The sequence below is a fragment of the Mycobacterium saskatchewanense genome, from assembly GCF_010729105.1.
GTDB lineage: Bacteria > Actinomycetota > Actinomycetes > Mycobacteriales > Mycobacteriaceae > Mycobacterium > Mycobacterium saskatchewanense.
The window spans coordinates 3,145,888-3,172,164 of sequence record NZ_AP022573.1; the positions used below are offsets into that span (position 1 = coordinate 3,145,888).

Sequence of the window (26,277 nt, forward strand, 5' to 3'; positions counted from 1 at the left end):
TGTTTACCGGGAAATCCCGAACGGGTCGAGCCCTTCTCAGCCCCGAATCATTGTGATTTGGTGTGACGGTGCCCTCCCCCACCGAGCGTCTTGTCGAGACCAACGGCGTGCGCCTGCGGGTCGTCGAAGCCGGGGACCGCACCGCGCCCGCGGTGGTCCTGGCGCACGGCTTTCCCGAGTTGGCCTACTCGTGGCGACACCAGATACCCGTCCTGGCCGAGGCCGGCTACCACGTGCTCGCCCCCGACCAGCGGGGGTACGGCGGGTCGTCGCGGCCGGAGGCGATCGACGCTTACGACATCCACGCGTTGACCGGCGACCTGGTCGGGCTGCTCGACGACATCGGCGCCGAGCGCGCCGTCTGGATCGGCCACGACTGGGGCGCTGCCGTGGTGTGGAATGCGCCGCTGCTGCACCCGGACCGGGTCGCGGCCGTCGCCGCGCTGAGCGTCCCGGCCTTGCCCCGACCGCGCGTGGCGCCGACGAGGGCCTGGCGCAAGGCCTTCGGTAAGAACTTCTTCTACATCCTCTACTTCCAGGAACCGGGGGTTGCCGACGCGGAACTCGACGCCGACCCCGCCCGCACCATGCGTCGAATGCTTGGCGGCCTGCGGGCCTCGGGCGATCACGCCGCAGCGCTGCGGATGGTGGCGCCGGGCCCCGACGGGTTCATCGATCGACTGCCCGAGCCGGAACGGTTGCCCGACTGGCTCAGCCAGGAGGAACTGGATCACTACATCGCCGAGTTCTCCCGCACCGGGTTCACCGGCGGCCTGAACTGGTATCGCAATTTCGATCGCAACTGGGAGACCACCGCTGAGCTGGACGGGGTAAAAATCGCTGTGCCGTCACTGTTTGTCGCGGGCACGGCCGATCCGGTGCTGGGTTTCACGCGTGCCGACCGGGCCGCGGAGGTGATCTCGGGCGCGTACCGCCAGGCGATGATCGACGGTGCGGGGCACTGGCTTCAGCAGGAGCGTCCCAACGAGGTGAACGCGATTTTGTTGGAGTTCCTCAACGGATTGGAGCTGCGATGACCGCGCCGCTGCGGTTCGGCGTTTTCATCACGCCGTTTCACCCCACTGGCCAGTCGCCCACCGTGGCACTGGAATACGACATGGAACGTGTCGTCGCGCTGGATCGGCTGGGGTTCGACGAGGCGTGGTTCGGCGAGCACCATTCCGGTGGCTACGAGCTGATCGCCTGCCCGGAGGTGTTCATCGCCGCCGCGGCGGAGCGCACGAAACACATCCGGCTGGGCACCGGAGTGGTCTCACTCCCGTACCACCATCCGCTCATGGTGGCCGACCGCTGGGTTCTGCTGGACCACCTGACGCGCGGACGCGTCATGTTCGGCACCGGCCCCGGAGCGCTGCCGTCGGACGCGTACATGATGGGCATCGACCCGGTCGAGCAGCGGCGGATGATGCAGGAGTCACTCGAGGCGATCCTTGCGCTCTTCCGCGCGGAACCCACCGAGCGGATCGACCGGCACTCCGACTGGTTCACGCTGCGCGACGCGCAGTTGCACGTCCGCCCGTACACCTGGCCTTACCCCGAAATAGCCACGGCCGCAATGATTTCACCGTCCGGCCCCCGCCTGGCCGGCGCGCTCGGCACGTCACTGTTGTCGCTGTCGATGTCGGTGCCGGGCGGCTACGCCGCGCTCGAGACGACGTGGGACGTGGTTCGCGAGCAGGCCGCCAAAGTCGGGCGGCCCGAGCCGGACCGCGCCGACTGGCGCGTGCTGAGCATCATGCACATCGCCGACAGCCGCGAGCAGGCGATCGACGATTGCACCTATGGGCTACAGGATTTCGCCAATTACTTCGGTGCCGCCGGTTTCGTGCCGCTGTCCAATTCCATGGACGGCGCCACCCAGTCGCCGCACGAGTTCGTCGAAGACTATGCTGCCAAAGGCAATTGCTGCATCGGCACACCCGACGACGCCATTGCACACATCGAGGACCTGCTCGAACGCTCCGGCGGGTTCGGGGCGCTGCTGATGCTCGGCCACGACTGGGCCCCGCCGGAGGCGACCTACCACTGCTATGACCTGATGGCCCGCAAGGTGATCCCGCATTTCAAGGGCCAGCTGGAAGCCTCGAGGTCGTCGCACGAATGGGCCAGGGGCAGGCGCGACGAGCTGATCGGTCGCGCGGGTCAGGCCGTGGTGAAGGCCATCACCGAGCACGTCGCCGAGCAGGGAGGTAACTGATGCGCGCAGCGGTGCTGCGAGACGGCCACATGGTCTACCGGGACGATGTGCCCGAGCCGGTGCCAAAAGCCGGCCAGGTGTTGGTCGCCATTCGGGCCTGCGGAATCTGCGGCTCCGACTTGCATTTCGCCGACCACGGAGCCGACGTGCTCTCCCTGACCGATCGACTGGGTGCCGGCGCCTTCACGGGAATGGACGTCGATCTGAGTCGCGACGTCTTCATGGGTCACGAGTTCAGTGCCGAGGTGTTGGAGGCAGGGCCAGACACCGAGTGCGCCGCACCCGGAACCCCGGTCACCTCGCTCCCCGTGTTGTTGTCCCGAACTGGTGTCGAACCGATTGTCTACAGCAACAGCACGATGGGCGGCTATGCCGAACGGATGCTGCTCTCGGCGCCGCTGCTGCTGCCCATCCCCAATGGCCTCGACCTCAAACACGCCGCATTGACCGAACCCATGGCGGTGGGCTTGCATGCCGTCAACAAATCGAACATCGCACCCCGTGAGACCGCCCTGGTGCTCGGTTGCGGCCCGATCGGAATCGCGATCATCGCATTCCTTCGGGCCCGAGGCGTGGAACGCATTGTGGCCTCGGATTTTTCACCGAAGCGCCGCGAGCTGGCCACCATGATGGGCGCTCACGAGACGCTGGACGCCGCACAAGGTTCGCCGTTCGACACGGTCAAACCTACGGTGGTGTTCGAGGCGATCGGGGTGCCCGGCATCATCGACGACGTACTGCTGCGGGCGCGACCAGGCAGCCGCCTGGTCGTTGCCGGGGTGTGCATGGAGCCCGACACCTTCCATCCGTTCTTCGCGATTGCCAAAGAGATCAGCCTGCAGTTCTGCGTGGCCTACAGCCCCGAGGAATTCGCCGAGTCGCTGCGCGCACTCGCCGAGGGCGAGATCGACGTCAGCCCGCTGATCACCGCCGAGGTCAGCCTGGACGGGGTCGGTGCGGCGTTCGACGACCTCGCCGACCCCGAACGGCACTGCAAGATTCTCGTTACGCCATAGTTCGCGATCCGCCTATCTCGGACGGCGGGCGGGGCTCGGGTGGCTGCGGTAGAAGTCGAGATGCGCCCGTGCCGCCGCGTCCCAGGTCTTCGTTTGGGCCAGACGCCGCCCGGGTTCCGGATCATATGGACCCTCGATCGCCGCCGTCATGGCGGCCGCCAGGCCGGACACGTCGGGCGCGTAGCGGATCGTCGGCCCGAAAACCTCGCGCAAGACCGGCAGGTCGCGGGCGACCACGGGGCGACCCGCTGCCAGCGCCTCGAGCGCAGCCAGGCCGAACCCTTCCTTGGTGGAGGGGAACGCGAACACCTCGCAGCCGGCGACGAGACCGGGTAGCGCTGCATCGTCGATTGCGCCAAGGATGACCGGCGCGACGGCGAGTTCGCGGCAGCGCGCATCGAACGCGGCACGATACTCGCGGTAGTCGAAGAGGGTTTCCCCGCCGGCTATCACCAGGGCGAGACCGGGAAAGCGTCGGCGCGCCAAGTGATACGCGCCGGCGAGGTCGAGAGAGCCCTTCCGCGGCTCGATACCACCCACCGCGAGGACGTACCGGCCCAGCTCGCCGCGCCAGCGGGTACGCGCAGCGGTCGCCGCCGCATCGCCGGACGCCGCGGCGATGAACCGCTGCGCCTGAACGCCGTTGGGGATGACGGTGGGGCGGTAGCCCCACTTCGCGGTGACTTCTTCGGCGACGGCGCTGGAAACACAGATCCGCGCGTACGGGTCGGTGATCGCCTTCTCGTGGCACGCGACGAGGACGGGGGTGGTGAACTCGTCGAGGTGATGGATAGTGCGGATGCAGCTATCCACGGCGTTGGCGCTGACGCAGTCCTGCGCATGCACGATGTCGTAGTCGTCGGGGTCGAAAGCCGCGCGCAAGAGATCGATCGAACGCACGATACGGTCGGTGACCGTGTCGCCCGGATAGTCGACGAACTCGACCAACCGTACGGCCACGGCCGGATCGACGGCCCGGAAGAAACCGCGATCGCCCGCGCGGGCCAGCGACCACACGGTGACCTCGACACCGAGGCGGGCCAGGGCCTCGGCGAGGTTGAGCGTGTGAACCACGCCCCCGCGCGGCTTGGTGGAGTAGGTCAGCAGTGCGACGCGCACCGTCATAGCGGAGCCGGCTTCGTCTGGTAGGCGTCGGGCCGCAGCTCCGCCAGATGGTTCAAAACCCTGCGCGCACGCGCAATTTCGGCGGCAACATCGATGCTCACCTCGGCCAGTCCCCCCTTGGTGCGTGTGGTCGCCAGGATGTCACCACCGGGTCCCACCACTTTTGCCTGGCCGAGGAAACGGAGGTTTCCCATGATGCCGGTCTGGTTGGACGACACGAGCACCACCTGGTTTTCGGCGGCGCGCGCGCAGTCGTAAAGATCGAAGAGCCGCGATTGCCGGTCGGCCGGTAGCCGGGAGGCTCGGTCGGTGATGCTCGCCGGCCAGGCGGACAGGGCCGCGATGACGTCGGCGCCGTCGGTCGCCAACGTGCGGGCTGCCTCCGGGAACGTCTTGTCGTAGTCGATGAGCATTCCCAGCCGCCCGACCGGGGTATCGAAGGTGGAGAACGAGTCACCGGCCAGGTAGGTCAACGATTCGCCGACCGGCTGGTGCACCTTCCGGTAGCTGCCCAGCGTGCCGTCGCCGGATACGCACACCGCGGTGTTGTACCTGCCCCCCTGCGGCGCCGCTTCGGCGTAGCCCACACACACAGTCATGGCGCCGGCCGCGGCGCTCACTCGCGCGATCTCGGGTCCGTCGGGCTGCAGCGTGGGCGGGGGGTCGTCCGGGTCGGGCACCTGGAAGTCCCCGATGTAGCCGCCCAGGCAGGCATCAGGGAACACCAGCAGGTCCACCCCGCCCTGCGCCGCGGCGTCGATGATCCCGACGACCTTGTTCAGGCAACGCTCCAGATCGCGGCCGAAATGCGCGGCGACCGCGGCGATGGTGATGGGTGCCAAACGATCTCCCTCAGGCTGGGCCAAGTCCGGTCACCGCCGAGCCGAGCGCCGCCGTCACAACGCCGTCCGGCCAGCGCAATCTGACACCCGGCTCGGTGGTCAGCGATCCGCATTCGGTGCTGACCACCCCCGCAGGCAGCGGGGGCGTCGGTTGCCGCGAGTCCGCGGTGAGCATCGCGTAGCCGGGAAAACAGGTCAGCCAATCGCGCATCTCCGCGTCCGCCGGACGGGGTACCGCTGCCATGTCGAGTTCGGCGCCGGTACCGCACGCCTCGGCCATCATCCCCAGCGTTCCCACCGCGCCGGCCATACTGACGTCCTTGGCGGCCCGGGGTTGCATCGACTGGACTATCCGGGTCATGGCCACCAGGTCGTCGGTACTGCGCGTACTGGTCGAATCCCATTGACGCCCAGCGTATCCCGGCCGCCATCGGCCGTATGTGTCCGCTGTCAGGCGTACCCGCGCGCCCGCCCTCGCCGCCCCGGCCGCAACTGGTGTGCGGGTCCTGCCCAGCGCCGTGACAGCCAGCGCCGCCGGCACGCCGAGCTGGGTGTGTCCGCCTAACACCGGCACCCGCCACGCTTCCGAAGCTGCCGACAATCCAGCGATCACGCGGTCGAGTATGCCGCGATTGGGAGCGCCGACGGCGTCCAACAGGCCGATCGGGTCAGCGCCCATGGCGGAGAGGTCGTTGACGTTGACCAGAACCGAACACCACCCGGCCCAGTGCGGGTCGCGCTCGACCATCGACGGGACGATGGCATCGCATGCGGCGATGACGTCGCTGCCGGGAACCGGTGCGCCGTCGTCACCGACGAAACCCGCCGGTCCCAGCGCACCCGGCAAGGTCCGTAGTGGCCGAAGCGCCTCCCCGAGAAACGATTTCGCCGCCGCGGTGACCTGATGTATCGGGTGCAAGGGCCAGCGCATCCACGTGTGCTGACGCCCCGCGACGACGCACTCTCCCAGGGTTTGCCAGCCCAGTCGGGCGAACAGGGGCGCGTAGCGCCGCTGCACCGTGGCCTCGAAGCGCAACACGCCCGCCGATTCGGCGTACGCGCACGCCGCACGTACCAGCGCGGGTCCCACGCCGGCGGCCCGCGCCGAGGGGTCGCTGACCAGCCGGCTACCGGTCCACCAGCCGAGGTCGACGTTGGTGGCCGGGCCCAGGCGCACGCCGCCGAGCACCCGCTCATCCGGCGTGGTCGCGACCAATACGACGGTGCGGGGATCGTCGTCGGCATCGTCGCGGTCGCTTCCGGGGAAAAGGCCCTGGTCGGTAACGAACGCGTCGCGGCGCAGCCGCCGGTAGCCCTCGAGTTCGCCTGGGGACTCGACGGGCCGGATGAGGAACCGCGCGGGAGCCGGCGGGGTGCCCGCCAGGATCGACGAGCCGACCGGCGTTGCCTGGGCGACGGTGGTGAAGGGAATCATCACGCCCCCAGGTTCTGCAGGACGCTGCAAGCCCCACAGGCCGCGCACCCGGCCCGCTGGTCGGCACCAGACATCCCGGCCGCCCGCAGCAGAGCGGCGACCTCACGGCTGACTTTTTCGACGACCGCCGCCTCGGGGGCACCGATGCCGTCGGCGTCGACGGCGAGGGACCCGGGTTGCGGCCGGAACGGCACGACGAAGGGGTACACGCCCATCGCGATCAACTCCGATACCCCGGCGATCAGCGCATCGGGATCTTCGCCGAGGCCGACCAGCAGGTAGGTGGAGACCTGGTTGGGGCCGAAGAGCCGGACCGCTTCCCGCCACGTGGCGCGGTAGATGTCCAGCGGGACAACGGACTTGCCTGGCATCCAGCGCCGCCGAACGTCTTCGTCGAGGGACTCGGCGTGGATGCCGATCGCGTCGGCGCCCGCCTCGCGCAACTCGCCGAGCGCCGCCAGGTCGGCCGGGGGCTCGCACTGGACCTGGACGGGCAGGTCCGGGACGGCCGCCTTCACCGCGCGCACGCAGCGGGCCAGGTGGCGGGCGCCGCGGTCGGCGCCGGCAGAGGTTCCGGTGGTCATGACCATCTGGGTGACGCCGTCGAGGCGGACCGCCGCCTCCGCGACTTCGGCGAGTTCGGCGGGGCGCTTGACGGCCGTGGTGGCGCCCGACCGCAGCGATTCCTCGATGGTGCAGAAGCGGCACCGCTTCTCGGGCGCGTACCGGACGCAGGTCTGCACGACGGTGGTCGCCAGCACGTTGCGCCCGTGCAGCCGAGCGAGTTTCTCGTAGGGTACGCCGTCGGCGGTGGTCAGGTCGTAGAAGCGCGGCCGGTCGACGACCTCGACGTCCAGCCCGGTGTCTTGATCGCCGAAAAGTATGCGGGCGCCCTCGAACACGAAGGGACTCTTCGGGTTGCGGGGAACCGCCGCGTTGAGCCCGTCGATGACGAGATGGCCGTCGGCGCTCGGGCCGGCGCCCGCGGTTCGGCTGACCGGAGGCCGTCCGCGGATACCCAGCAACGCCAGATCCACCCGGGTGGACACAGACATGGTGTGACTCCTTCAGTGCCCGACCGCGAGTCGTAGCGACTCGTAGCCGTCGATGATGGTGGCGGCGACGTGTCGAGCGTCGCAGTCGATGCCGAGGAAGCGGCCCGAGCCCCAGGTGTGCATCCACGGCAGGCCGATGAAACTCAGCCCCGGCACCATCGTGACGCCGCGGGTCTGCATCGGGCGACCGGCACCGTCGAAGGCGCTGGCCTCGATCCACCGGTAGTCGGGCCGGTAGCCGATGGCCCACACGATGCCGGTCACCCCCTCGGCCGCCATGTCGAGCGCCGTCGGCTCGACGTCGGGTCGCCAAACCGGTTCGTACCGCGACGCCGGCGGCGCATCGAGGTTCTCCCGCTGGATGTAGCCGTCGATGTCCGAGCAGATCGAGTTGTACACCGAGTCGGCATGATCGAGCGCCTGGGTCAACGTGGGTTCGAAGCGCAGTGTCGCGTCTTTGCCGTCGGCGAGCACCCCGTACAGCCTCATCCCTTGCTGGGCGAAGCGGCGCAGGTCCACGTCACGGCCGCCATCGCGTCCCGTGACGTAATGGTTGGTCTTCTCGGTGGCGGCTTTGCCGCCCGGATACTGTTGTGCGGGTTTGTCATACAGGCCCATGTCCGCCAGCCAGGTCATGCAGTCGCGTCCCCGGTAGAAGCGGGCCACCCGGGGAGCGTTGCCCACCGCGAGGTGGACCTGGCGGCCCGCCAGATGCAGGTCCTCGGCGATCTGAACACCGGACTGCCCGCTACCGACGACCAGGACCGCACCGGGCGGAAGCTGGTCGGGGTTGCGGTACTGCTCGGAGTGGATCTGGGTGATCGCCGGATCCAGCGAGCCGGCGAACGGCGGAACCACCGGCACCGGGTATCCGCCGGTGGCGACCACCGCGTGTTCGCACGTCAATGTCTCGGTTCCCCGCGCGGTCTGCAAGGTCAATTCGAAGCCACCCTCGGACCGATTCACCAGACGCGTCACCCGGACCCGGGTGCGCAGTGGGGGAGCAAACGTCTTCAGCCACCCCGCCAGCCACTCGACCAACTCGTCACGTGTCATGAATCCGTCCGGGTCCGGCCCGTCGTAGGCGTACCCGGGTAGCCGGCAGTGCCAGTTCGGAGTGACCAGAGTGAAGTTGTCCCAACGAGTGTCGGCCCAGGCGTGCATCGGTGTCGCCGCTTCCAGGACGACGTGGTCGATGCCGGCGCGGCCCAGGTACCAGCTGACCGAGAGGCCCGCCTGACCGCCGCCGATGACCGCGACGGTCGCATGGCCCGAGGTTGTCATGATCGCTCCAATTCGGGTTGCATCGCGGTTATCTCGACCAGGGCATGGGAGGGGAACTGTTCGGCGGCACCGGCGATCAACGCAGTCGTCTCGGCCGCGGAAGTGCACGCGAAGCCGTACTTGGCCCGCACCCGTTCGCTCGCCTCGGCGAGCGCACGACCCGAGCGGTCGAGGAAGTCCGCGACCGTGTATTCAGAGCCGGTGCGCAGGTAGTCATGCATGACCAGGCTGGGCGAGTAACAGCGCAGGGTGCTGCCGTCGGGCCAGCGCACCTCAAAAGTCATCTCAGGCATGGGCCAGCTCCCGCCATTTGGCCGCCTGCGAGGCGTCGATGTCCGTCAGCGGCCCATAGACGTCAGGCCGCCGGTCACGCAGGTGGAACATTCCCGCCCGCATCGTGCGGAATGTCGCGTCGACGTCCACCTCGGCTACCGCCATCCCGCTGTCCAGAAGCGTTGTGGCCAGAACGTTTCCGCCCGGGTCGACGATCTTCGCATTTCCGACGTAGCGCAGGGAACCGAAGGTGCCGCTCTGGTTGGAGGCCATCCAGAACACCTGGTTGTCCAGGGCGCGGGCCGTGTCGAACAGGTTGAACCGGTACGTCCACCGATCGTCCTGCAGGTTCTCGGCCGTAGCCGTGCGCGCCGCCGGCCAGGCCGACAGGCTGGCGATGATCTGCGCCCCGTTGAGTGCCATGACCCTGGCGGCCTCGGGAAAGGCTTTGTCATAACAGATCTGCAGACCGACTCGGCCCAACGGCGTGTCGAAGACGTCGTAGCGTGAGCCCGCCGAATACGACATGCCTTCGCCCAGCGGCTGATGCACCTTGCGATAGACGCCGTAGACGTTCTCACCGTCGAGCAAAGCAGCGGAGTTGTAACGAGTCTCGCCATCGTCGTCCAGCTCGCAGAAGCCGATCGCGACGATGAGCCGACCGACGATGGTCTGGACGCGGGCGATTTCGGGCCCGTCGATCCGAATCGCCGGCGGCAAAGAGCGTGGTGTCGTTCGAATAGTGTCGCCGTGGTTGCCCAGCGACGACAGATACCCGCCGACGGCGGCCTCGGGCAACGCCATGAAATCGACGCCCCTTGCCCGGGCCTCCTGGGCGAGGGAGGCGATCTGCGCGAAGTTCTGTTCGAGGTCGCGGGTAAAGTTCGCCGATACGGCCGCAAGAGTTGTCATCACTGAATCCCCGTTCTGCGCAACGATTCTGGCGTCGCCGTCAGACCATGTAGGTGGAATTGATGACGGCTCCCTTGCGGGTGTAGTAGATGAGAGCGTCCTGCACATCGAGCGGGTGTGCAGGGATGACACCCTCGATGAGGTCCTCTTCGCGGCCGCCGTGCAGACCCAGCCCCCAGCGGCAGCAGAAGACGGTGCCCCCCTCGGCGATGAACGTCGTCAATGCCTCGTTGACGTTCTGCTGGCCGGGGAAGCCGGAGTCCCCGATCTTCGGAAACCCCCGGGTGGCAAGACAATTGATTGCGCCCGGGCCGTAGAAGTATACTGCGGACTCAAAGCCCTTACGCAGGGCGCGGGTGGCCTGCAACACCGCGGTGAACGTCACGGACGACTCGTGGGCAACGCCGTGGATCAGCGTGAAGTAGCACTCCCCGTCTCCGGCCTGGTAGTCCGGAAAGATCTTCGTACTGCCGTAGATATTTGCGCCCTTCGGTTGCGACGGATGCGGGATCTCGGCCAGAGATGTCGCGATCTTCTCGGCGATGGACTCGTCAAAAGGCATGGAATGCTCCATATTTCGGTGGGTGAGTGGCGACTTTGCCTGGTTGTCGGGAACTCCGACTGTGTCCATTACAGGCCTCTCGAATTATGCAATGGTTATCTGTGGAATACAGACACGTTTACTCGTGCTCACACGCGTAATATTTCCGTAATGTCCCTGACGTCACGTTGCTTCCCAGCCGCGTCGCCGAAAACGACGGCCGGCAACCACGGGACTAAGCTCCTCGAAGCGGTATCCGCAGTTCGCGGCGGACCGAGGTCCATGCGCACGCGCGAAACTGTCTGTCAGCCGACCGGTGACATGCCGCACCCGCCGACAGAACCTCAATTACCGACAACTGATGCTTCGGGCGACCGGCACTGGCTCATCGCCTGTTGCGGTCCGAAAGGTCTCCTACCCCGATGGCCCGGGCGCGTCCGCCCCGAGATCATCCGCCGGCGGGCGGCTGCGCCACCACGGTCGGCTTGAATCCGTATCGAGGGGCGACGAAGTGGGCAAGTCCGCGCCCACCTCCTCCGGCCATGACCGGCAAGCCGCCCAGGGTGTTGGCCACCGGCTCGGCGGCGGTGCCGGCCGCCAAGCCGTTGAGTGCCGACAGGGTGGAGGTCGCCGCCGGGGCCGCCCCGGCCCAGGCCGACGGCACCGACATTCCCCCCACCGGCATCGCCCTGCCCAGCGAGGCCGCCGCACCGCCCAGCGCGGATGGAATGGCTTGCGGCACGGCCTCGACGGCTTTGGCGGCACCCTCGGCGGCCTTCGCGGCCGACGGCGTAATCGCCTGGGTCAGGCCCTGGATGTCTTTGAACGCCGTGGTGAACAGTCGGGTTGGCGAAATCAGCCTGATGAAGGCGTCGAAACCCGTGCTGGCATCGACGGTCGCCGAACCGGTCAGGCCCTCTACCAAGTCGCCGAGGACCCCCGCAGCGATGATCCCGTCCCCGTTGCCATTCCAGGCGTGACCGGTGAGTCCGAGTGCCGCCGCCGGGTTGGCCAGCCAGGGCGGGGAATTGGTCAACCCGGCCAGCGCCGACAGCGCGTCGGGCACCGCGTAGAGGTTCTGCGCCTGGGCCACCGCCGCGGTCTGCGCGGCGACTCCGGCCGGATTCGTTGCCGGCGCCGCGGGACGAAACGGCGACAACGTCGCCGCCGCGGCGGACGACCCGGCGTAGCCGTACATCGCCGCCGCGTCCTGCGCCCACATCTCGGCGTACTGGGCCTCCGTCGCCGCGATCGCCGCCGTGTTCTGCCCGAGGACGTTCGTCGCCAGCAGGGCCGCCAGCAGCGCTCGGTTGGCGGCGACCTCCGCGGGCGGGACCGTCGCGCCAAACGCCGCCTCGTAGGCGCCCACCGCCGCCACGGCCTGGGCGGCGGCCTGCTCCGCCTGTCCGGCGGTGATGTCGAGCCACGCCAGCTGCGGTGCGGCCGCCGCCCCCATAGCCGCTGCGGCCGGTCCGTTCCAGGCCCTGTCTGTCAGCCCGGCGATCAACGACGCGTACGCGGACGCGGTGTCGTGCAGCTCGGCGGCCAGGCCATCCCATGCGGCCGCGACCGACAGCATCGGCCCGGAGCCGGGGCCCGAATACATCAGCGCCGAATTGACCTCCGGGGGCAATTGCGCAAAATCCAGCATGACCGCCCCTAACCGACCGCGGCGGTGTTGGCCGCCTCGGTGGCGGCATAGGAACCCGCGCTGATGCCCAGCACGGTCGCCAGCAGTTCCTGGAAGGTCGCCGCCTCCGCGCTGATCGCTTGGTAAAGCCCTGCGTGCGCGGCGAATTGCGCGGCGGTGAGCGCCGACACCACGTCGGCGGCCGCCGGAACCACCCCGGTCGTCGGTGCGGCGGCCGCCGCGCTTCCCGCGCGCATCGCCGCGTTGATGGCCTGCAGCTCGTCGGCGGCCGCGGCCAGCTGTTCCGGCTGCGCTTTCATCATGGACATGCGTCCTCCTCAAAGGGTGTTCTGGCTCAACGGGTTTCGTGACCCGCACTCGTCAGCCCGACACGTTAGGCACCCAGGGCCGCGCATTACAGCCCGTGCGTCGTCTTTTCATGGGCTGTTCACTTAGCTGGCCGACTGTGCTGCAGATTTTGAAGAGTCAATCAAAATTGTTGGAAACCAATATGTTTTGAGTTCAGCATGAACTTTGCTCCGGTTGCTAGAGCAGGCATTATCCTTTGCCGCCGACGCGAGGGCTCAACGCCGCCGGGGCCGGCGCGCTAGTGTCCACCCATGCCAACCGCACGACGCGCCCCGAGTTTCGTCCGCAGGGCGCCGGTCCTCGCCGCCGCCGGCCTGGCCATCGCCCTGGTGCCGGCGTGCGACTCCCACACCCCAGCCACCCCGCCCGGCGCCAACCCACGTCAGGTGACCGTGGTGGGAGCGGGCCAGGTGCAGGGCGTCCCGGACACCCTGACCACCAACGCGAGCATCGAATTCACCAGCCCGGACGTCACGACCGCGATGAACCAGACCAATGACCGCCAGCAAGCGGTCATCAACGCGCTGCTGGGCGCCGGCATCGACCGCAAGGACATCAAGACCACCGACGTCACGCTCCAACCCCAATACAGCAACCCCGAGCCAAACGGCGCCCCCACCATCACCGGCTACCGCGCCACCAATTCCATCGTGGTCAAGATCCACCCCCCGGACGCCGCGTCGCAGACGCTGGCGCTCATCGTGAACACCGGCGGCGCCGCCACCCGGATCGGCTCGGTCAGCTATTCCATCGCCGATGACTCGCAGCTGGTCAAAGACGCGCGGGCGCGGGCCTTCAACGACGCCAAAAACCGCGCCGACCAATACGCGCAACTGTCCGGCCTGCACCTGGGCAGAGTGCTGTCCATCTCCGAGGCGGCCGGCGGCACGCCCGCACCGGGCCCGCCGGCGCCACCGAGGGCCAGCGCGCTCGGCCTGGAACCCGGCCAGCAGACGGTGAGCTTCTCGGTGACGGCGGTGTGGGAGCTGAACTGAAGCCCTACTGCTGATACACCCGCGGGTCCAGGGTGCCGATGTAGGACAGGTCGCGGTAGCGCTCGTCGTAGTCGAGACCGTAGCCCACGACGAAGTCGTTGGGGATGTCGAAGCCGACGTAGGCGATGTCGACGTTGGCGCCCCGCGCGTCGGGCTTGCGCAGCAGCGTGCACACCTGCAGCGACCGTGGATGCCGGCTGGTCAGGTTCCGCAGCAGCCAGGACAGCGTCAGGCCGGAGTCGACGACGTCCTCGACGATCAGCACGTCGCGGCCCTCGATGTCGCGGTCCAGGTCCTTGAGGATGCGCACCACACCGGACGACGACGTGGAGGTCCCGTAGGAGCTGACGGCCATGAACTCGAACTGGGTCGGTACCGGGATCGCGCGGGCCAGGTCGGTGACGAAGATCACAGCGCCCTTGAGCACGGTGATCAGCAGCAGGTCCTGGCCGGTCTCGGCGGTGGCGGCCCGGTAGTGGTTGCCGATCTCCTCGCCGAGCTCGGCGATACGGGCCTGAATGCGCTCCTCAGTCAAGAGCACCGACTTGATGTCCCCGGGGTACAGCTCCACGGGTTGGGCGGAACTGGTCGCCGACGGGATCTGGGCCACGCCCACAGCGTGCCACGCCACCGGCCGACAAACCAACGGCAGCCCCAAAATTGGGTCAGCGGACCGGCTCGCGCCACAACGCGAGCACGCCGTCGCGCCGCCCCGCGACCAACCGCTCGCCGCGCAAGGCGGACCCCACCGCCACGCCGCCCTGCCCGCGCCAGGCGGTCACGAGCGCGTCGACGCCGCGAATCTGCTTGTCGGTCAGGCCGGTCGCACCCCCCGCCAGCAGCCAGCCGCGGATCACCCGCCGGCGCACCGGGGCGGGCAGCGCGGACAGCGCCGCGGCCCGCAGGCCCGCGTCTGCCTTACATTCCGGCAGCGCCTGCGCGGCCAGCGTGTCGATGAGCTCGTTGTCTTCCCGCAACGCCGTCGCGGTGCGGGCCAGCGCCTCGGCCACTCCGCCGCCCAGCACGTCCTCCAAAAGCGGCAGTACCTCGAGGCGCAGCCGGGCCCGTGTGAACCGGCGGTCGGAGTTGTGCGGGTCCTGCCAGGCGGTCAGGCCCAGCTCCTCGCAGGCGGCGAGCGTGACGACGCGCCGGACGCCCAACAGCGGCCGGCACCACGGCGGGTCATGCGGGCGCATGCCGGCGATCGAGCGCACCCCCGAGCCGCGACCCAGACCCAGCAGCACCGTCTCGGCCTGGTCGTCCAAGGTGTGGCCCAGCAACACCGGGCCGTCGCGGTACGCACCCAGGGCGGCGTAGCGGGCGGCACGGGCGGCCGCCTCGGGACCGCCCTCGTTGCCTACGCGCACCCGAACCACTTGCGCGTCAACGCATCCCAGGGAAACAGCCTGGGCCCGGGCGGCTTCGGCAACGGTCGCCGAGTCATATTGCAGCCCGTGATCCACGATCAGCGCGGTGGTGGGCGCCAGCCCGGCCGCCACGGCGGTCAGCGCCAGCGAGTCCGGTCCGCCCGAGAGGGCCACGCACCACCGGTCGACGGTGCCGAGATAGTTCTTGCCGAATGCCTCGACGGCCTGGCGCAACTGGCCTACAGAACCCTGTCGATCCATCGCTGCGGCTCTTCGATCTCGGATGGCAGAGGCAGCGTGTCGGGACCGGACCAGACGGTGTTGAACCGCTCCATGCCGACCCGGCCGACCACGTGGTCGACGAACGCCTTGCCGCGGGTGTACTGGCTGAGCTTGGCGTCGAGGCCGAGCAGGGCGCGCAGCAGGCGCTGCAGGGGCGGCTGCTTGCGGTTCCGGCGCTCGTCGAACCGGCGGCGGATCGTGGCCACCGACGGCACCACCATCGGGCCGACGGCGTCCATCACGTGGTCGGCGTGCCCCTCCAGCAGCGTGCCCAGCACCAGCAACTGGTCGAGCGCGTTGCGCTGCGGCTCCGATTGCACGGCGCGCACCAGGCCGAGAATTCCCGACGAGTTCGCATCAGGCGCGGCGGCCCCCACGCCGCGGGTGCGCGCGTAGTCGGCGAGTCGGGCCGCCACCTTGCCGATGTCCTCGCCGGTGTCGCGGGTCAGCATCTCCAGCGCCTGGGACATGTAGCCGGACAACCACCGGTTGGCGCTGAACTGGACGCGATGCGTCACCTCGTGCAGGCACACCCATAGCCGGAAATCGGACGGTTGCACCCGCAGTTGACGCTCGACGGCGATCACGTTGGGATACACGAGCAGCAGGCGGCCCTGTTTCGCCTCGGCGAACGGGTCGTACTGGCCGAGGATGCCGGACGATACGAACGCCAGCACGGCTCCGGTCTGCGCGCCGGTGACGCGGCCGGTGAGGAACCCCCGGGGCTTCTCGCTGCCGTTCATCATCACACGCATCGACTCGGCGGCCGCGCCGATCCACTGCGGCCGGTCCACGACGCGGGCCGGGGGGATGGGGCCGTCGGTAACCAGGCCGGTGACGTCACGCACCGGCGGTTCGGCCTTGGCCGCCGCGCCCGCGAGCTCGTCGACCGCCTGGCGGCGGGTGTACTCGCTGGACGCCGGGCCGGGGCGGGCCAACCGCTGGCCGACGGTGGCGGCGAAGCGCCAGTCGACGGCGGTGCCGAGGGTCAGGTCCGACGGGGTCATGCGCACCCACAGGACCAGAGCCGGGCGGCCAGCGCGTCCATCGCGTTGCGGCCGTTCGGTCCCGCGGCGTTGGAGAGGAAGGCGAACGTGAGCACCCGGCCGCTGCGGTCGGTCAGCACGCCCGCCAACGCGTTGATCGCGGTCAACGAGCCGGTCTTGGCACGCAACCAGCCCGCCGGGCCCTGGTTGGTGGACGCGTCGAGGAAACGGTCGGCCAGCGTGCCACTGCCGCCCGCGATCGGGAGCAGGTCCAGCAGCGCCCGCAGCGCGGGCTGGTCCGGCCCCGCCGCCGCCTGCACCACGCCGTCGAGCGTCTTGGCCGTCAGCCGGTCGTCGACCGAGAGCCCACTGGAATCCAGCAGCGCGGCGCCGGCGGTCTCGACGTGCGCGGTGCTCAACCGGTTGGTGACCGCGTCCGCCGCGCCGGCGAAGCTCTGCGGGCGGTTGATGGCCGCGGCCACCTCCCGGGCTATGCACTCGGCCATGACGTTGTCGGAGTGGTCCATCATCTGCCCCAGCCGCTGAACCAGCGGCGCGGACTGCACCACGGCCAGCTGCCGCGCGCCGGACGGCGCCTTGGCGATGGTCACCGCGCCAGGATCCAGCCCGAGGGCCTTGGCCAGCTCCCGGCCGGCGTCGAGCGCCGGAGTCCTGGACCGCCGCGAGTTGACCGTGGTCGGCTGGATGCGCCCGGCGTCGACCATCACCGATTCGATCGGCGCGATGTCGCCGTTGTCGACGTCTGCGGGGTCCCAGCCCTGCGCCATCATGGGACCGCTGAACGCCGAGGTGTCGACCTGCACCGAGGTGGGCGTCACGCCGCTGCGGCGCACCTGCTCGACGAGGTCGCTGATCCGCGCCGAACCCTTGTACCAGGTGTCGACGCCGGGCGGCACCGCCGACAGCAGCGGGTCCCCGGAGCCCACCAACACGACGGGGCCCTGCGCGTTCTGGCTGCCGGCCACCACGCGCGTGCTGATGCGCGCCTGGTGGTCGAGGGTCAGCAGGGCCGCGGCGGCGGTCAGCACCTTGTTGGTCGACGCCGGGACCAGGGGGAGGTCGCTCGCCACCTGCCAGAGCTCCTTGCCGGTCAGGGCGTCGGTGACCCGGGCACCGAGCCGGCCCAGGTTCGGGTCGGCCGCCAGGGCCGCGAGAGTGGCCGCCACCCCCGCGGGGCTGGGCACCTCCGCGGTGTCGCTGACCGGGGTCACGCCGGGCTTGACGGTGGGCGCGTGCGGCGGCGGAATCGGGGCCCGCGCGCCGCCAGACCCGTGGCCACCGGTCGTGAAGAACGTCGCCGCCGCAACCACCGCGGCGACGAACACCAGCACGGCCAATCCGATGAACACCTGGGTGGATTTCCGCCAGCGAGTAGGACCCATCACTCTCCTGACTGTTTCGACCCATTCTGCCGAAAGAGCCGCAGCGCGCTCGACTAGGGTGGACCCCCGACGCCAGCTTGACCCGGGCCCACCGCAGATGAAGGAGCCGAGACGGTGCAGTTCGACGTGACCATCGAAATTCCGAAAGGCCAGCGCAACAAGTACGAGGTCGATCACGAGACCGGGCGGGTGCGGCTGGACCGCTACCTCTACACCTCGATGGCCTACCCGACCGACTACGGCTTCATTGACGACACCCTCGGCGAGGACGGCGACCCGCTCGACGCGCTGGTGCTGCTCCCGCAGTCGGTGTTCCCCGGGGTGATCGTCGAGGCACGGCCGGTGGGGATGTTCCGGATGACCGACGAGGCCGGCGGCGACGACAAGGTGCTCTGCGTCCCGGCCGGGGACCACCGGTGGGAGCACATTCAGGACATCGGCGACGTCCCGGCGTTCGAGCTCGACACGATCAAGCACTTCTTCATGCACTACAAAGATTTGGAGCCGGGCAAGTTCGTCAAGGCCGCGGACTGGGTCGGCCGGGCGGACGCCGAGGCGGAGGTACAGCGCTCGGTGGAGCGGTTCAAGACCTCAGGGCATTAGCCGGCCTTGAGCGCCGCGGCGCGCCGATTGCGCAACACGCTCCAGCCCAGCGCCGCGCCGATGAACACCACTCCCACGGAAGCCGTCAGCACCTCGGGGATCTCGAACCGCGGCTCGATCGAGAGCAGCATGATCACCGACAGCACGCCGATCGCCCAGTGCGCGCCGTGCTCCAAGTACACGTAGCGGTCCAGCGCGTCCTGGTTCACCAGGAAGATGGTGATCGACCGGACGAACATCGACCCGATCAGCCCCAGACCGAGCGCGATGACGATCGGGTCCGAGGTGATCGCGAAGGCGCCGGTGACGCCGTCGAACGAGAAGGCGGCGTCGAGCACCTCGAGGTAGAGGAACAGCGTCAGCCCGGCCTTGCCCACCGCCTTACCGGCCGCCTTTCCCGCCGACTGGACGTCCGGCGGCCGGAACGCCCGGCTCATCCCGTTGACGACCAGGTACGTGACCAGGCCGAGCAGCCCGGCGGTCAGCACCGTCGCGCGCTCGTCGTCGGAACGCGTCAGCTGCGTGCCCACGACGATCAGCACGACCGCGGCCACCATCACCGACGCCTGACCGACGCGGCCGATCCGCGCGAACGGGACCTCGATCCACTTGAGCCACTTGATGTCCCGGTCGTGAAAGACGAAGTCCAGGAACAACATCAGCAGGAATATCCCGCCGAACGCCGCGATCTGCGGGTGCGCGGCGACGACGAGCTTTTCGTAGCTGGGCGAGCCGTCCGGGTATTCCAGCGCCCCGTGCGGCGGCGGGTGCAGCGCCATGTCCATCGCGCGAACGGGCGGGATGCCGGCGGTCGCCCAGACGATCACCAACGGGAACAGCAGCCGCATGCCGAAGACCGCGACCAGCACCCCGACCGTAAGGAACATCTGCCGCCAGAAGGGGCTCATCCGCTGCAGGATCGCCGCATTGATGATGGCGTTGTCGAACGACAGCGACACCTCGAGGACGGCGAGCACCAGGAGGAGGAAGAGATCCTTGGCGCCGCCATGCGCGTATCCGGCGGCGAGGGCCGCGGCGGTGACAACGAGCGAAATTCCGAAGGTGCGAAGCGCGGCCATGGATCCTTCCCGACAGGCGCCCACGATAGCGAACGGCGTCATCGGCGCGGGACATCAGTGCGCCGCCCCTAATATTTTCAAATGTGAGCAAAGTGCGGGCCGGGTGACCGAGGTCGGCGCCTCGCGGGGACCGGTCGCCCGCGGCAGCGTGGCCCGGGTCGGCACCGCCACCGCGGTGACCGCCTGCTGCGGCTACGCCGTCATTTACCTCGCCGCCCGCGACCTCGCCCCCGGCGGCTTCTCGATCTTCGGGGTGTTCTGGGGCGCTTTCGGCTTGGTCACCGGCGCGGCGTTCGGGTTGCTGCAGGAAACCACCCGGGAGGTCCGCTCGACGCGCTACGTCAGCGAGATCCCCCCGGGCGGCCGCACCCATCCCCTGCGCGTCGCCGCGCTGGTCGGCGTGGCCGCCGCCGTCCTGATCGCCGGCAGCTCGCCGCTGTGGGGCGGGCGGGTCTTCGTCGAGGCGCGCTGGCTGTCGGTGGGCCTGCTGAGCGTCGGCCTGGCCGGTTTCTGCCTGCACGCGACCCTGCTCGGCATGCTGGCCGGCACCGACCAGTGGACCCGGTACGGCGCGCTGATGGTGACCGACGCCGTCCTGCGCGTCGCGGTCGCGGCAGCCACGGTCGTCCTCGGCTGGGGGCTGATCGGCTTCCTGTGGGCGACCGTGGCGGGCGCGGTGGCCTGGCTGATCGTGCTGCTGACCTCGCCCGCGGCGCGCACCGCGGCCCGCTTGCTGACCGCGGGCGGCACCGCAACGTTCCTGCGCGGCGCCGCGCATTCGATCACCGCCGCGGGCGCCAGCGCGATCCTGGTGATGGGATTCCCGGTGCTGCTGAAGCTGACCAGCAACCAGCTGGGCGCGCAGGGCGGGGTGATCATCCTGGCCGTCACGTTGACTCGCGCGCCGCTGCTGGTACCGCTGACCGCCATGCAGGGCAATCTCATCGCCCACTTCGTCGACGAGCGCAGCGACCGGGTCCGCGCGCTGGCCGCGCCGGCGGCCGTCATCGGCGGCATCGGCGCGATCGGCGTGCTCGCCGCTGGGGTGGTGGGCCCGTGGTTGCTGCGCGTGGCGTTCGGCCCCGAGTACCTGGCCAGCGGCGCCCTGCTGGCGTGGCTGACGGGCGCGGCGGTGGCGATCGCCGTGCTGACGCTCACCGGTGCCGCCGCCGTCGCGGCCGCGCTGCACCGCGCGTACTCGCTGGGCTGGGTCGTCGCGACGGTGGCCGCCGGGCTGCTCCTGCTGTTGCCGCTGCCGCTGCAGACCCGCACGGTAGTCGCCCTGTTGTGCGGGCCGCTGGTGGGAATCGGAGTCCATCTGTGGGCGCTGGCGCGCGCCGGACGTCCAACCGGCTGATCCTGGCTAACCTTGTGTACATCGAAAGCCACTACCCGGGCGTCTGGATCGTCATTCCCGCCTTCAACGAAGCCGCCGTCATCGGTGAGGTGATCGCCGATGTCCGCTCCGTCTTCGACCATGTCGTGTGCGTCGACGACGGCAGCACCGACGGCACCGGCGAGATCGCCCGGCGCGCCGGCGCCCACCTGGTGCGCCACCCGATCAACCTGGGCCAGGGGGCGGCCATCCAGACCGGGGTCGAGTACGCCCGCGGTCAGCCCGGCGCCCAGGTGTTCGCCACGTTCGACGCCGACGGCCAGCACCGGGTCAAGGATGTGGCCGCGATGATCGACCGGCTCGGCGCCGGCGACGTCGACGTCGTCATCGGGACCCGGTTCGCGGGCCAGGAGGGCAGCCGCCCGCCGTTCGTGAAACGGCTCGTGCTGCAAACGGCGGCGCGGCTCAGCCGCCGCGGCCGCCGACTCGGGTTGACGGACACCAACAATGGGCTGCGGGTGTTCAACAAGAAGGTGGCCGACGGGTTGAACATCACCATGAGCGGCATGAGCCACGCCAACGAGTTCATCATGCTGGTCGACGAAAACCATTGGCGCGTCACCGAGTTCCCGGTCGAGGTGCTCTACACCGAGTACTCGAAGTCGAAGGGGCAGCCGCTCCTCAACGGCGTCAACATCATCTTCGACGGGTTCCTGCGAGGAAGGACTTCACGATGAACTGGATCCAGGTGCTGCTGATCGGATCGATCGTGGCCCTGCTCGTCTACCTGTTGCGCTCGCGCCGCAATGCCCGGTCGCGCGCGTGGGTCAAGGTCGGCTACGTCCTGTTCGTCCTGGCCGGCATCTACGCCGTGCTGCGGCCCGACGACACCACCGTGGTCGCGCACTGGTTCGGCGTGCGCCGCGGCACCGATCTGATGCTCTACGCGCTGATCATGGCCTTCAGCTTCACCACGCTGAGCACGTACATGCGGTTCAAGGACCTGGAGTTGCGCTACGCGCGGCTGGCCCGGGCCGTAGCGCTCGAGGGCGCGCAGCCGCCGGAGCCGCGCTAGTCCGTCCGCAGGTGGCGGAAGTACTCCACCGTGCGGCGCACCCCGTCGTCGAGCCGAACCTGCGGGCGCCAGCCCAAAACCCGTTCGGCCAACCGGATGTCGAGGCATGACCGCTTGAGGTCGCCCAAGCGCGGCGGGTAGAACTCCGGGTCGTCGGGGCCGCCGACGGCCGCCGCCACCGCCGAATGCAGCTGCCGGTCCGACGTTTCGATGCCGGTGCCGATGTTGAACCGCTGCCCGCCGCCCGCGTCGCCGGAGGCCTTCACGAAGGCGTCCACCACGTCGTCGACGAACACGTAGTCGCGGGTGTTGGTGCCGTCACCGAACACCTTGGTCGGCTTACCCGACAGCAGGGCCTGCGCGAAAATGGCCACCACGCCGGCCTCGCCGTGCGGGTCCTGGCGGGGGCCGTAGACGTTGGCCGGGGCGATGTGCGAGCAATCCAGCCCGTACAGGTGGCGGAAGGTGTTGAGGTAGATCTCGCCGGCCACCTTGCCCGCGGCGTACGGCGAAGCGGGGTCGGTGGGCACGGTCTCGGGGGTCGGGTATTGCGGCGGGGTGCCGTAGATGGAGCCGCCCGACGACGTGTGCACGACCTTGCGCACCCCGGTCAGCCGGGCCGCCTCGGCCAGGCGCACCGTGCCGATGACGTTGACCGACGCGTCGAACTGCGGGTCGGCAACCGAGTGCCGCACGTCGATCTGCGCCGCGAGGTGAAACACCACCTCCGGCCGGTGCTCGCCGAGGATGGCGTCGAGGTCGGCGGTGACGATGTCGGCCTCGACGAAGGCGCACGACGCGTTCCCCGCCAGGTGTTCGAGGTTGGTCGCGCGACCGCTGGCGAAGTTGTCCAGCCCCACCACCGTGTGACCGTCGGCCAGCAGACGGTCGACTAGCGTCGACCCGATGAATCCGGCTGCCCCGGTGACCAGTGCGCGCACCGGCCCACCATACATACCGCTGGCGGCCGCCGTGCTCATCGCCGTTCAGCTCGGCGTGCGCGCGGCAGTGGCGTTCGGGGGCTATTTCTACTGGGACGACCTGATCCTCATCGGCAAGGCCGGCACGCACAACCTGTTGTCGCCGTCGTACCTGTTCGACGACCACGACGGGCATGTGATGCCGGGCGCTTTCCTGCTCGCCGGCCTGATCATCCGGCTGGCACCGCTGGACTGGACGTGGCCGGCGATCAGCCTGCTGGCGCTCCAGCTGCTCGCCTCGCTCGCCCTGCTGCGCGCCCTGTACGTCGTCCTCGGCTGGCGGCCGGCGCTGCTGGCGCCGCTGACGTTCGCACTGTTCACCCCGCTGACCGTGCCCGCGTTCGCGTGGTGGGCGGCGGCGCTCAACTCGCTGCCGATGCTGGCCGCGCTGGCGTGGGTGTGCGGCGACGCGATCCTGTTGGTGCGCACGGGCGACCGCCGGTACGCGGCGACCGGCGTGCTGGCCTACCTCGGCGGCCTGCTGTTCTTCGAGAAGGCCGCGGTGATCCCGTTCGTCGCCTTCGCCGTCACCGCCCTGCTGCACCACGTGCGGGGCGACACCTCGGCCCTGCGGGCGGTGTGGCGGGCCGGGATTCGGCTGTGGGCCCCGGCGCTGGCGTTGACCGTGGCCTGGATCGCGCTGTATCTGGCCGTGGTCAACCAGCGGCGGTGGAGCTTCGACCTGTCGATGACGGGAGACCTGCTGTGGCGGTCGATCACGCACGGCATCGTGCCGGGGCTCGCCGGCGGCCCGTGGCACTGGGACAGGTGGGCGCCCGCCTCGCCGTGGGCGACGCCCCCGCCGGCGGTGATGGCGCTCGGCTGGCTGGTGCTGGCCGCGGCGCTGGCGGTGTCGCTGGCCCGCAAGCGGGTGGGGGCGCTGTGGCTGACCGCGGCGGGCTACGCCGTCGCGTGCCAGGTGCCGATCTACCTGATGCGCTCATCGAAGCAGACCGCCCTGGAGCTCGCCCAGACGCTACGGTATTTGCCGGACCTCGCGGTGGTGCTGGCCCTGCTGGCCGCCGTCGCGGTGGCCGCCCCGAACCGTCCGTCCGCGCCGCGTTGGCTGGACCCCTCGCCGAGGCGCACCGCGGTGGCGGCGGTGGGCGCGGCGGCGCTGTTCGCCGCCAGCAGCCTCTACTCGACGGCCACGTTCCTGACCAGCTGGCGGGACAACCCCGCCGAGCCCTACCTGCGCAACGCGCGGGCGGGGCTGGCCGCCGCGCACGCGGCCTCGAACGTGCCCCTGCTCGACCAGGAAGTCGACCCGCTGGTGCTGCAGCGGGTGGCCGCACCGGAGAACCTGGCCAGCCACCTATTCGGCCTGCTGCGGGATCGACCCGAATTTGCCACGGCCACAACGCAATTGCGCATGATCGACAGCTCCGGCCGGCTGATCCCCGCCCGCGTGACCTGGATCCGCACGATCGTGCCCGGTCCCATGCCGCGGTGCGGCTACTTCGCGCAACCCGATCGGCCGGCGCGGCTGCTCCTGGACGGCCCGCTGCTGCCCGCCGACTGGACCGTCGAACTCAACTACCTGGCCAACAGTGACGGGTCGATGACCCTGTCGCTGACGCAGGGTCCCGACGTCAAGGTTCCGGTGCACCCGGGCCTCAACCGGGTCTTCGCGAGGTTGCCCGGCGCCGGCGACGCGGTCACCGTCCGGGCCAACACCACCGCGTTGTCGCTGTGCCTCGCATCCGGCCCGGTGGGTTTCGTGGCACCGGCCTGAGCCCGCTATTCGGCGGCGTCGTCCCCGTTCCGGGGAGGTTGTTCGCCGTCCTCCTCGCTCGCTTGCGGGGGCTGTTCGTCGCCTTCCGGCGGCGGCTGTTCGGCGGTGGTCATGCGGTCCTCCGTCCGGGCGGGGTATTTGAGTGGTGGCACTGCCCGCGTTGGCACTACCCGGGTTGGCGGCGCGGGAAACCGGACCGCCGACCGTTGTGATCATCGACCGTTGTGATCAAGAGACGTCATCAGGAGATGTCACCAGGAGAAACTTGGAGCCGCCTGGGGGAATCGAACCCCCGACCTATTCATTACGAGTGAATCGCTCTACCGACTGAGCTAAGGCGGCACGGCGGCACGAGTCTACGGCAGCCCGGCTCGCTCACCCAAGTTGCTGCCCGATCGTCGCGACCATGGCGTCGACGGCGAACTTGGGTTTGACGTTGATCGCCAGCGCGTCGCGGCACTCGAGCACCGCCTCCATGCAGCGCAACAGCCGCTCGGGCGCGGCGTGGGCGGCCAGGGCGGCGATCCGGTCGGCCATGTCCGGATGGTTCGCGCGCACCCGGGCGCCCGACGACACCACGAGCGCGTCGCGGAAGTACGTCGCCAGGTCGATCAGCGCCCGGTCCAGGGCGTCGCGGGAGGCCCGCGTCTGGCGTGACTTCTGCCGGCGCTCGAGGTCCTTGATCGCCCCCGCGGCGCCCCGCATCACGCCCGCCGTGCCCTTGCCGGTGCCACCGGCGCCGAGAGCGGTTCGCAGCTCCTCGGTTTCGGCCTCGGCGCGGTCGGCGGTCAACACCACTGCCTCGGCCTCGGCGGCGATCACCAGCTCCTCGGCGGCGGCGTAGGCGCGCGAGGGGGTCGCCGCGTCGCGGACCAGTCCCAGCGCGCGCTCACGGCGCTCGCGGGCCTCCGGGTCGGTGGCGAGCCGGCGCGCCCGACCGACGTGCCCGCCGCTGACCGACGCCGCCCAGTCCGCCACGTCGGGTGCGAGGCCGTCGCGATCGACCAATACCCGCGCGATGGCCTCCGTCGGCGGCGTCACGAGGGCGATGTGCCGGCACCGGGAGCGCAGGGTGACCGCGATGTCCTCGGGATCCACCGACGGCGCGCACAGCAGGAACACCGTCGACGGCGGCGGCTCCTCGACGACCTTCAGCAAGGCGTTCGCGGCGCCTTCCGTCAGCCGGTCGGCGTCCTCGATCACCACGATTTGCCAGTGCCCGGTGGTCGGGCGACGCGACGCGGTCTGCACGATCGCGCGCATCTCGTCGACCCCGATGGACAGGCCCTCGGGGATCACCCGCCGCACGTCGGCGTGGGTGCCGGCCATCGTCGTCGCGCAGGCCCGGCAGCGACCACACCCCGGCTCGCCGTCCTCGGCGGCCGCGGTGCACTGCAACGCGGCCGCGAAGCACAACGCCGCCACCGAACGCCCCGATCCGGGCGGGCCGGTGATGAGCCACGCGTGTGTCATAGACCCGTCACCGGGCCCGGTGTGAACCGAATCACGGGCGGGCGCACGGGCCGCTCTCGCGGCGGCGAGCAGCTCGGCCTCGACCGCGGACTGCCCTACCAGCCGCGTAAATACCCCGGACATCACCGGCAACAGTAGCCACCGGCGGCGACAGATACCGATCGGCCACCGTATCGCGACAATCCCGTTACATTTGCCGAGGTGATGGCGGCATTCGGCGACCTGCCGATGCAGTTGTAAGTTTCCGACAAGTCCCCGCCGAC

Annotated in this window: 26 protein-coding genes and 1 tRNA gene; 9 read left to right on the forward strand and 18 right to left on the reverse strand. The window is 69.6% G+C overall.

The window, feature by feature from the left end; genetic code table 11:
• Positions 1-68 precede the first annotated feature (68 nt).
• Genes G6N56_RS14750 through G6N56_RS14760 form a run of 3 tightly spaced genes read left to right on the forward strand, consistent with a single transcriptional unit; the run spans position 69 to position 3,234 of the window.
• Complete coding sequence (locus G6N56_RS14750; RefSeq protein WP_142280559.1) at positions 69-1,037, forward strand: alpha/beta fold hydrolase; 969 nt, start codon at positions 69-71, stop codon at positions 1,035-1,037.
• Positions 1,034-2,218 carry an LLM class flavin-dependent oxidoreductase gene (locus G6N56_RS14755; RefSeq protein WP_085255272.1) on the forward strand — a complete coding sequence of 395 codons (1,185 nt, stop codon included), beginning with the start codon at positions 1,034-1,036 and terminating at the stop codon, positions 2,216-2,218. Before G6N56_RS14750 ends, G6N56_RS14755 begins: the two co-directional genes overlap by 4 nt.
• Entirely contained in the window at positions 2,218-3,234 is a 1,017-nt protein-coding gene (locus G6N56_RS14760) for a zinc-binding dehydrogenase (RefSeq protein ID WP_085255271.1), read from the forward strand. The genes G6N56_RS14755 and G6N56_RS14760 overlap by 1 nt, the downstream gene beginning before the upstream one ends.
• A gap of 12 nt (positions 3,235-3,246) precedes the next feature.
• Here the strand turns inward: G6N56_RS14760 and G6N56_RS14765 are convergent, their stop codons facing one another.
• The 10 genes from G6N56_RS14765 to G6N56_RS14810 all read right to left on the reverse strand — a co-directional run bounded on the left by G6N56_RS14765 (position 3,247) and on the right by G6N56_RS14810 (position 12,660).
• On the reverse strand, positions 3,247-4,353 hold the full coding sequence (locus G6N56_RS14765; RefSeq protein WP_085255404.1) for an MSMEG_0565 family glycosyltransferase: 1,107 nt from the start codon (positions 4,351-4,353) through the stop codon (positions 3,247-3,249).
• A 2-nt stretch (positions 4,354-4,355) separates the two neighbouring features.
• The gene (locus G6N56_RS14770) at positions 4,356-5,201 is read right to left on the reverse strand and encodes a carbon-nitrogen hydrolase family protein (protein WP_085255270.1); all 846 of its coding nucleotides are present in this window, start codon (positions 5,199-5,201) and stop codon (positions 4,356-4,358) included.
• Positions 5,202-5,211: 10 nt separating this feature from the next.
• A complete protein-coding gene (locus tag G6N56_RS14775; protein ID WP_085255269.1) occupies positions 5,212-6,636 on the reverse strand; it encodes an MSMEG_0567/sll0787 family protein in 1,425 nt (474 codons plus the stop codon).
• A complete protein-coding gene (locus tag G6N56_RS14780; RefSeq protein WP_163645122.1) occupies positions 6,636-7,691 on the reverse strand; it encodes an MSMEG_0568 family radical SAM protein in 1,056 nt (351 codons plus the stop codon). Before G6N56_RS14780 ends, G6N56_RS14775 begins: the two co-directional genes overlap by 1 nt.
• 12 nt (positions 7,692-7,703) lie before the next feature.
• On the reverse strand, positions 7,704-8,975 hold the full coding sequence (locus tag G6N56_RS14785; RefSeq protein ID WP_085255268.1) for an MSMEG_0569 family flavin-dependent oxidoreductase: 1,272 nt from the start codon (positions 8,973-8,975) through the stop codon (positions 7,704-7,706).
• On the reverse strand, positions 8,972-9,268 hold the full coding sequence (locus G6N56_RS14790; protein ID WP_085255267.1) for an MSMEG_0570 family nitrogen starvation response protein: 297 nt from the start codon (positions 9,266-9,268) through the stop codon (positions 8,972-8,974). Before G6N56_RS14790 ends, G6N56_RS14785 begins: the two co-directional genes overlap by 4 nt.
• Positions 9,261-10,160 carry a carbon-nitrogen hydrolase family protein gene (locus tag G6N56_RS14795; protein ID WP_085255266.1) on the reverse strand — a complete coding sequence of 300 codons (900 nt, stop codon included), beginning with the start codon at positions 10,158-10,160 and terminating at the stop codon, positions 9,261-9,263. Before G6N56_RS14795 ends, G6N56_RS14790 begins: the two co-directional genes overlap by 8 nt.
• Positions 10,161-10,200: 40 nt before the next feature.
• On the reverse strand, positions 10,201-10,722 hold the full coding sequence (locus G6N56_RS14800; RefSeq protein WP_085255403.1) for an MSMEG_0572/Sll0783 family nitrogen starvation response protein: 522 nt from the start codon (positions 10,720-10,722) through the stop codon (positions 10,201-10,203).
• A gap of 427 nt (positions 10,723-11,149) precedes the next feature.
• Positions 11,150-12,352 (reverse strand): PPE family protein, encoded by a 1,203-nt coding sequence (locus G6N56_RS14805; RefSeq protein WP_085255265.1) that lies wholly within the window; start codon positions 12,350-12,352, stop codon positions 11,150-11,152.
• Between the two features lie 8 nt (positions 12,353-12,360).
• On the reverse strand, positions 12,361-12,660 hold the full coding sequence (locus tag G6N56_RS14810) for a PE family protein (protein ID WP_085255264.1): 300 nt from the start codon (positions 12,658-12,660) through the stop codon (positions 12,361-12,363).
• A gap of 291 nt (positions 12,661-12,951) precedes the next feature.
• On the opposite strand from G6N56_RS14810, the gene G6N56_RS14815 reads away from it, so the two are divergent.
• A complete protein-coding gene (locus tag G6N56_RS14815; RefSeq protein ID WP_085255263.1) occupies positions 12,952-13,695 on the forward strand; it encodes an SIMPL domain-containing protein in 744 nt (247 codons plus the stop codon).
• Positions 13,696-13,699: 4 nt separating this feature from the next.
• Here the strand turns inward: G6N56_RS14815 and hpt are convergent, their stop codons facing one another.
• From hpt to dacB, 4 genes are read right to left on the reverse strand one after another with little or no spacing between them, the layout of a single operon-like run.
• The gene (hpt, locus tag G6N56_RS14820) at positions 13,700-14,311 is read right to left on the reverse strand and encodes a hypoxanthine phosphoribosyltransferase (protein ID WP_085255262.1); all 612 of its coding nucleotides are present in this window, start codon (positions 14,309-14,311) and stop codon (positions 13,700-13,702) included.
• Between the two features lie 49 nt (positions 14,312-14,360).
• Positions 14,361-15,323, reverse strand: coding sequence for a tRNA lysidine(34) synthetase TilS (gene tilS, locus G6N56_RS14825; RefSeq protein ID WP_085255261.1), 963 nt, complete (start codon positions 15,321-15,323; stop codon positions 14,361-14,363).
• A complete protein-coding gene (locus G6N56_RS14830) occupies positions 15,302-16,351 on the reverse strand; it encodes a zinc-dependent metalloprotease (RefSeq protein ID WP_085255260.1) in 1,050 nt (349 codons plus the stop codon). The genes tilS and G6N56_RS14830 overlap by 22 nt, the downstream gene beginning before the upstream one ends.
• A complete protein-coding gene (dacB, locus tag G6N56_RS14835) occupies positions 16,348-17,733 on the reverse strand; it encodes a D-alanyl-D-alanine carboxypeptidase/D-alanyl-D-alanine endopeptidase (RefSeq protein WP_142280543.1) in 1,386 nt (461 codons plus the stop codon). The genes G6N56_RS14830 and dacB overlap by 4 nt, the downstream gene beginning before the upstream one ends.
• 114 nt (positions 17,734-17,847) lie before the next feature.
• Here dacB and G6N56_RS14840 point away from each other — a divergent pair, with 114 nt between their 5' ends.
• On the forward strand, positions 17,848-18,336 hold the full coding sequence (locus tag G6N56_RS14840; RefSeq protein WP_085255258.1) for an inorganic diphosphatase: 489 nt from the start codon (positions 17,848-17,850) through the stop codon (positions 18,334-18,336).
• On the opposite strand, the gene G6N56_RS14845 is transcribed toward G6N56_RS14840, so the two are convergent.
• Complete coding sequence (locus G6N56_RS14845) at positions 18,333-19,415, reverse strand: DUF475 domain-containing protein (RefSeq protein ID WP_085255257.1); 1,083 nt, start codon at positions 19,413-19,415, stop codon at positions 18,333-18,335. The two genes, G6N56_RS14840 and G6N56_RS14845, sit on opposite strands and share 4 nt — an antisense overlap.
• Positions 19,416-19,518: 103 nt before the next feature.
• Between G6N56_RS14845 and G6N56_RS14850 the strand changes: the two genes are divergently transcribed.
• The 3 genes from G6N56_RS14850 to G6N56_RS14860 are packed head-to-tail and all read left to right on the forward strand — an operon-like array spanning position 19,519 to position 21,826.
• Positions 19,519-20,772, forward strand: a complete 1,254-nt coding sequence (locus tag G6N56_RS14850) for a hypothetical protein (RefSeq protein ID WP_085255256.1) — start codon at positions 19,519-19,521, stop codon at positions 20,770-20,772.
• Positions 20,773-20,786: 14 nt separating this feature from the next.
• A complete protein-coding gene (locus G6N56_RS14855; protein ID WP_085255402.1) occupies positions 20,787-21,488 on the forward strand; it encodes a polyprenyl-phospho-N-acetylgalactosaminyl synthase PpgS in 702 nt (233 codons plus the stop codon).
• Positions 21,485-21,826 (forward strand): DUF2304 domain-containing protein, encoded by a 342-nt coding sequence (locus G6N56_RS14860; RefSeq protein WP_085255255.1) that lies wholly within the window; start codon positions 21,485-21,487, stop codon positions 21,824-21,826. The genes G6N56_RS14855 and G6N56_RS14860 overlap by 4 nt, the downstream gene beginning before the upstream one ends.
• Here the strand turns inward: G6N56_RS14860 and G6N56_RS14865 are convergent.
• A complete protein-coding gene (locus G6N56_RS14865) occupies positions 21,823-22,767 on the reverse strand; it encodes an NAD-dependent epimerase/dehydratase family protein (RefSeq protein ID WP_163645123.1) in 945 nt (314 codons plus the stop codon). The two genes, G6N56_RS14860 and G6N56_RS14865, sit on opposite strands and share 4 nt — an antisense overlap.
• Between G6N56_RS14865 and G6N56_RS14870 the strand changes: the two genes are divergently transcribed.
• Entirely contained in the window at positions 22,733-24,541 is a 1,809-nt protein-coding gene (locus G6N56_RS14870; protein ID WP_163645124.1) for a hypothetical protein, read from the forward strand. The genes G6N56_RS14865 and G6N56_RS14870 overlap by 35 nt on opposite strands.
• 266 nt (positions 24,542-24,807) lie before the next feature.
• Here the strand turns inward: G6N56_RS14870 and G6N56_RS14875 are convergent.
• A tRNA-Thr gene (locus tag G6N56_RS14875) sits at positions 24,808-24,883 on the reverse strand.
• A gap of 33 nt (positions 24,884-24,916) precedes the next feature.
• Complete coding sequence (locus G6N56_RS14880) at positions 24,917-26,137, reverse strand: DNA polymerase III subunit delta' (protein ID WP_085255254.1); 1,221 nt, start codon at positions 26,135-26,137, stop codon at positions 24,917-24,919.
• Positions 26,138-26,277 lie beyond the last annotated feature (140 nt).

Excerpts from the sequence above, each read along its gene's own strand:
- G6N56_RS14780 (WP_163645122.1), bottom strand. The coding sequence starts at position 7,691 with ATGTCTGTGTCCACCCGGGTGGATCTGGCGTTGCTGGGTATCCGCGGA.
- G6N56_RS14845 (WP_085255257.1), bottom strand. The coding sequence starts at position 19,415 with ATGGCCGCGCTTCGCACCTTCGGAATTTCGCTCGTTGTCACCGCCGCG.
- G6N56_RS14860 (WP_085255255.1), top strand. The coding sequence starts at position 21,485 with ATGAACTGGATCCAGGTGCTGCTGATCGGATCGATCGTGGCCCTGCTC.
- G6N56_RS14815 (WP_085255263.1), top strand. The coding sequence starts at position 12,952 with ATGCCAACCGCACGACGCGCCCCGAGTTTCGTCCGCAGGGCGCCGGTC.
- G6N56_RS14870 (WP_163645124.1), top strand. The coding sequence starts at position 22,733 with ATGAATCCGGCTGCCCCGGTGACCAGTGCGCGCACCGGCCCACCATAC.
- G6N56_RS14810 (WP_085255264.1), bottom strand. The coding sequence starts at position 12,660 with ATGTCCATGATGAAAGCGCAGCCGGAACAGCTGGCCGCGGCCGCCGAC.
- G6N56_RS14760 (WP_085255271.1), top strand. The coding sequence starts at position 2,218 with ATGCGCGCAGCGGTGCTGCGAGACGGCCACATGGTCTACCGGGACGAT.
- tilS (WP_085255261.1), bottom strand. The coding sequence starts at position 15,323 with ATGGATCGACAGGGTTCTGTAGGCCAGTTGCGCCAGGCCGTCGAGGCA.
- G6N56_RS14880 (WP_085255254.1), bottom strand. The coding sequence starts at position 26,137 with ATGTCCGGGGTATTTACGCGGCTGGTAGGGCAGTCCGCGGTCGAGGCC.
- G6N56_RS14755 (WP_085255272.1), top strand. The coding sequence starts at position 1,034 with ATGACCGCGCCGCTGCGGTTCGGCGTTTTCATCACGCCGTTTCACCCC.
- G6N56_RS14785 (WP_085255268.1), bottom strand. The coding sequence starts at position 8,975 with ATGACAACCTCGGGCCATGCGACCGTCGCGGTCATCGGCGGCGGTCAG.
- G6N56_RS14795 (WP_085255266.1), bottom strand. The coding sequence starts at position 10,160 with ATGACAACTCTTGCGGCCGTATCGGCGAACTTTACCCGCGACCTCGAA.
- dacB (WP_142280543.1), bottom strand. The coding sequence starts at position 17,733 with ATGGGTCCTACTCGCTGGCGGAAATCCACCCAGGTGTTCATCGGATTG.
- G6N56_RS14805 (WP_085255265.1), bottom strand. The coding sequence starts at position 12,352 with ATGCTGGATTTTGCGCAATTGCCCCCGGAGGTCAATTCGGCGCTGATG.
- G6N56_RS14775 (WP_085255269.1), bottom strand. The coding sequence starts at position 6,636 with ATGATTCCCTTCACCACCGTCGCCCAGGCAACGCCGGTCGGCTCGTCG.
- G6N56_RS14800 (WP_085255403.1), bottom strand. The coding sequence starts at position 10,722 with ATGCCTTTTGACGAGTCCATCGCCGAGAAGATCGCGACATCTCTGGCC.
- G6N56_RS14830 (WP_085255260.1), bottom strand. The coding sequence starts at position 16,351 with ATGACCCCGTCGGACCTGACCCTCGGCACCGCCGTCGACTGGCGCTTC.
- G6N56_RS14790 (WP_085255267.1), bottom strand. The coding sequence starts at position 9,268 with ATGCCTGAGATGACTTTTGAGGTGCGCTGGCCCGACGGCAGCACCCTG.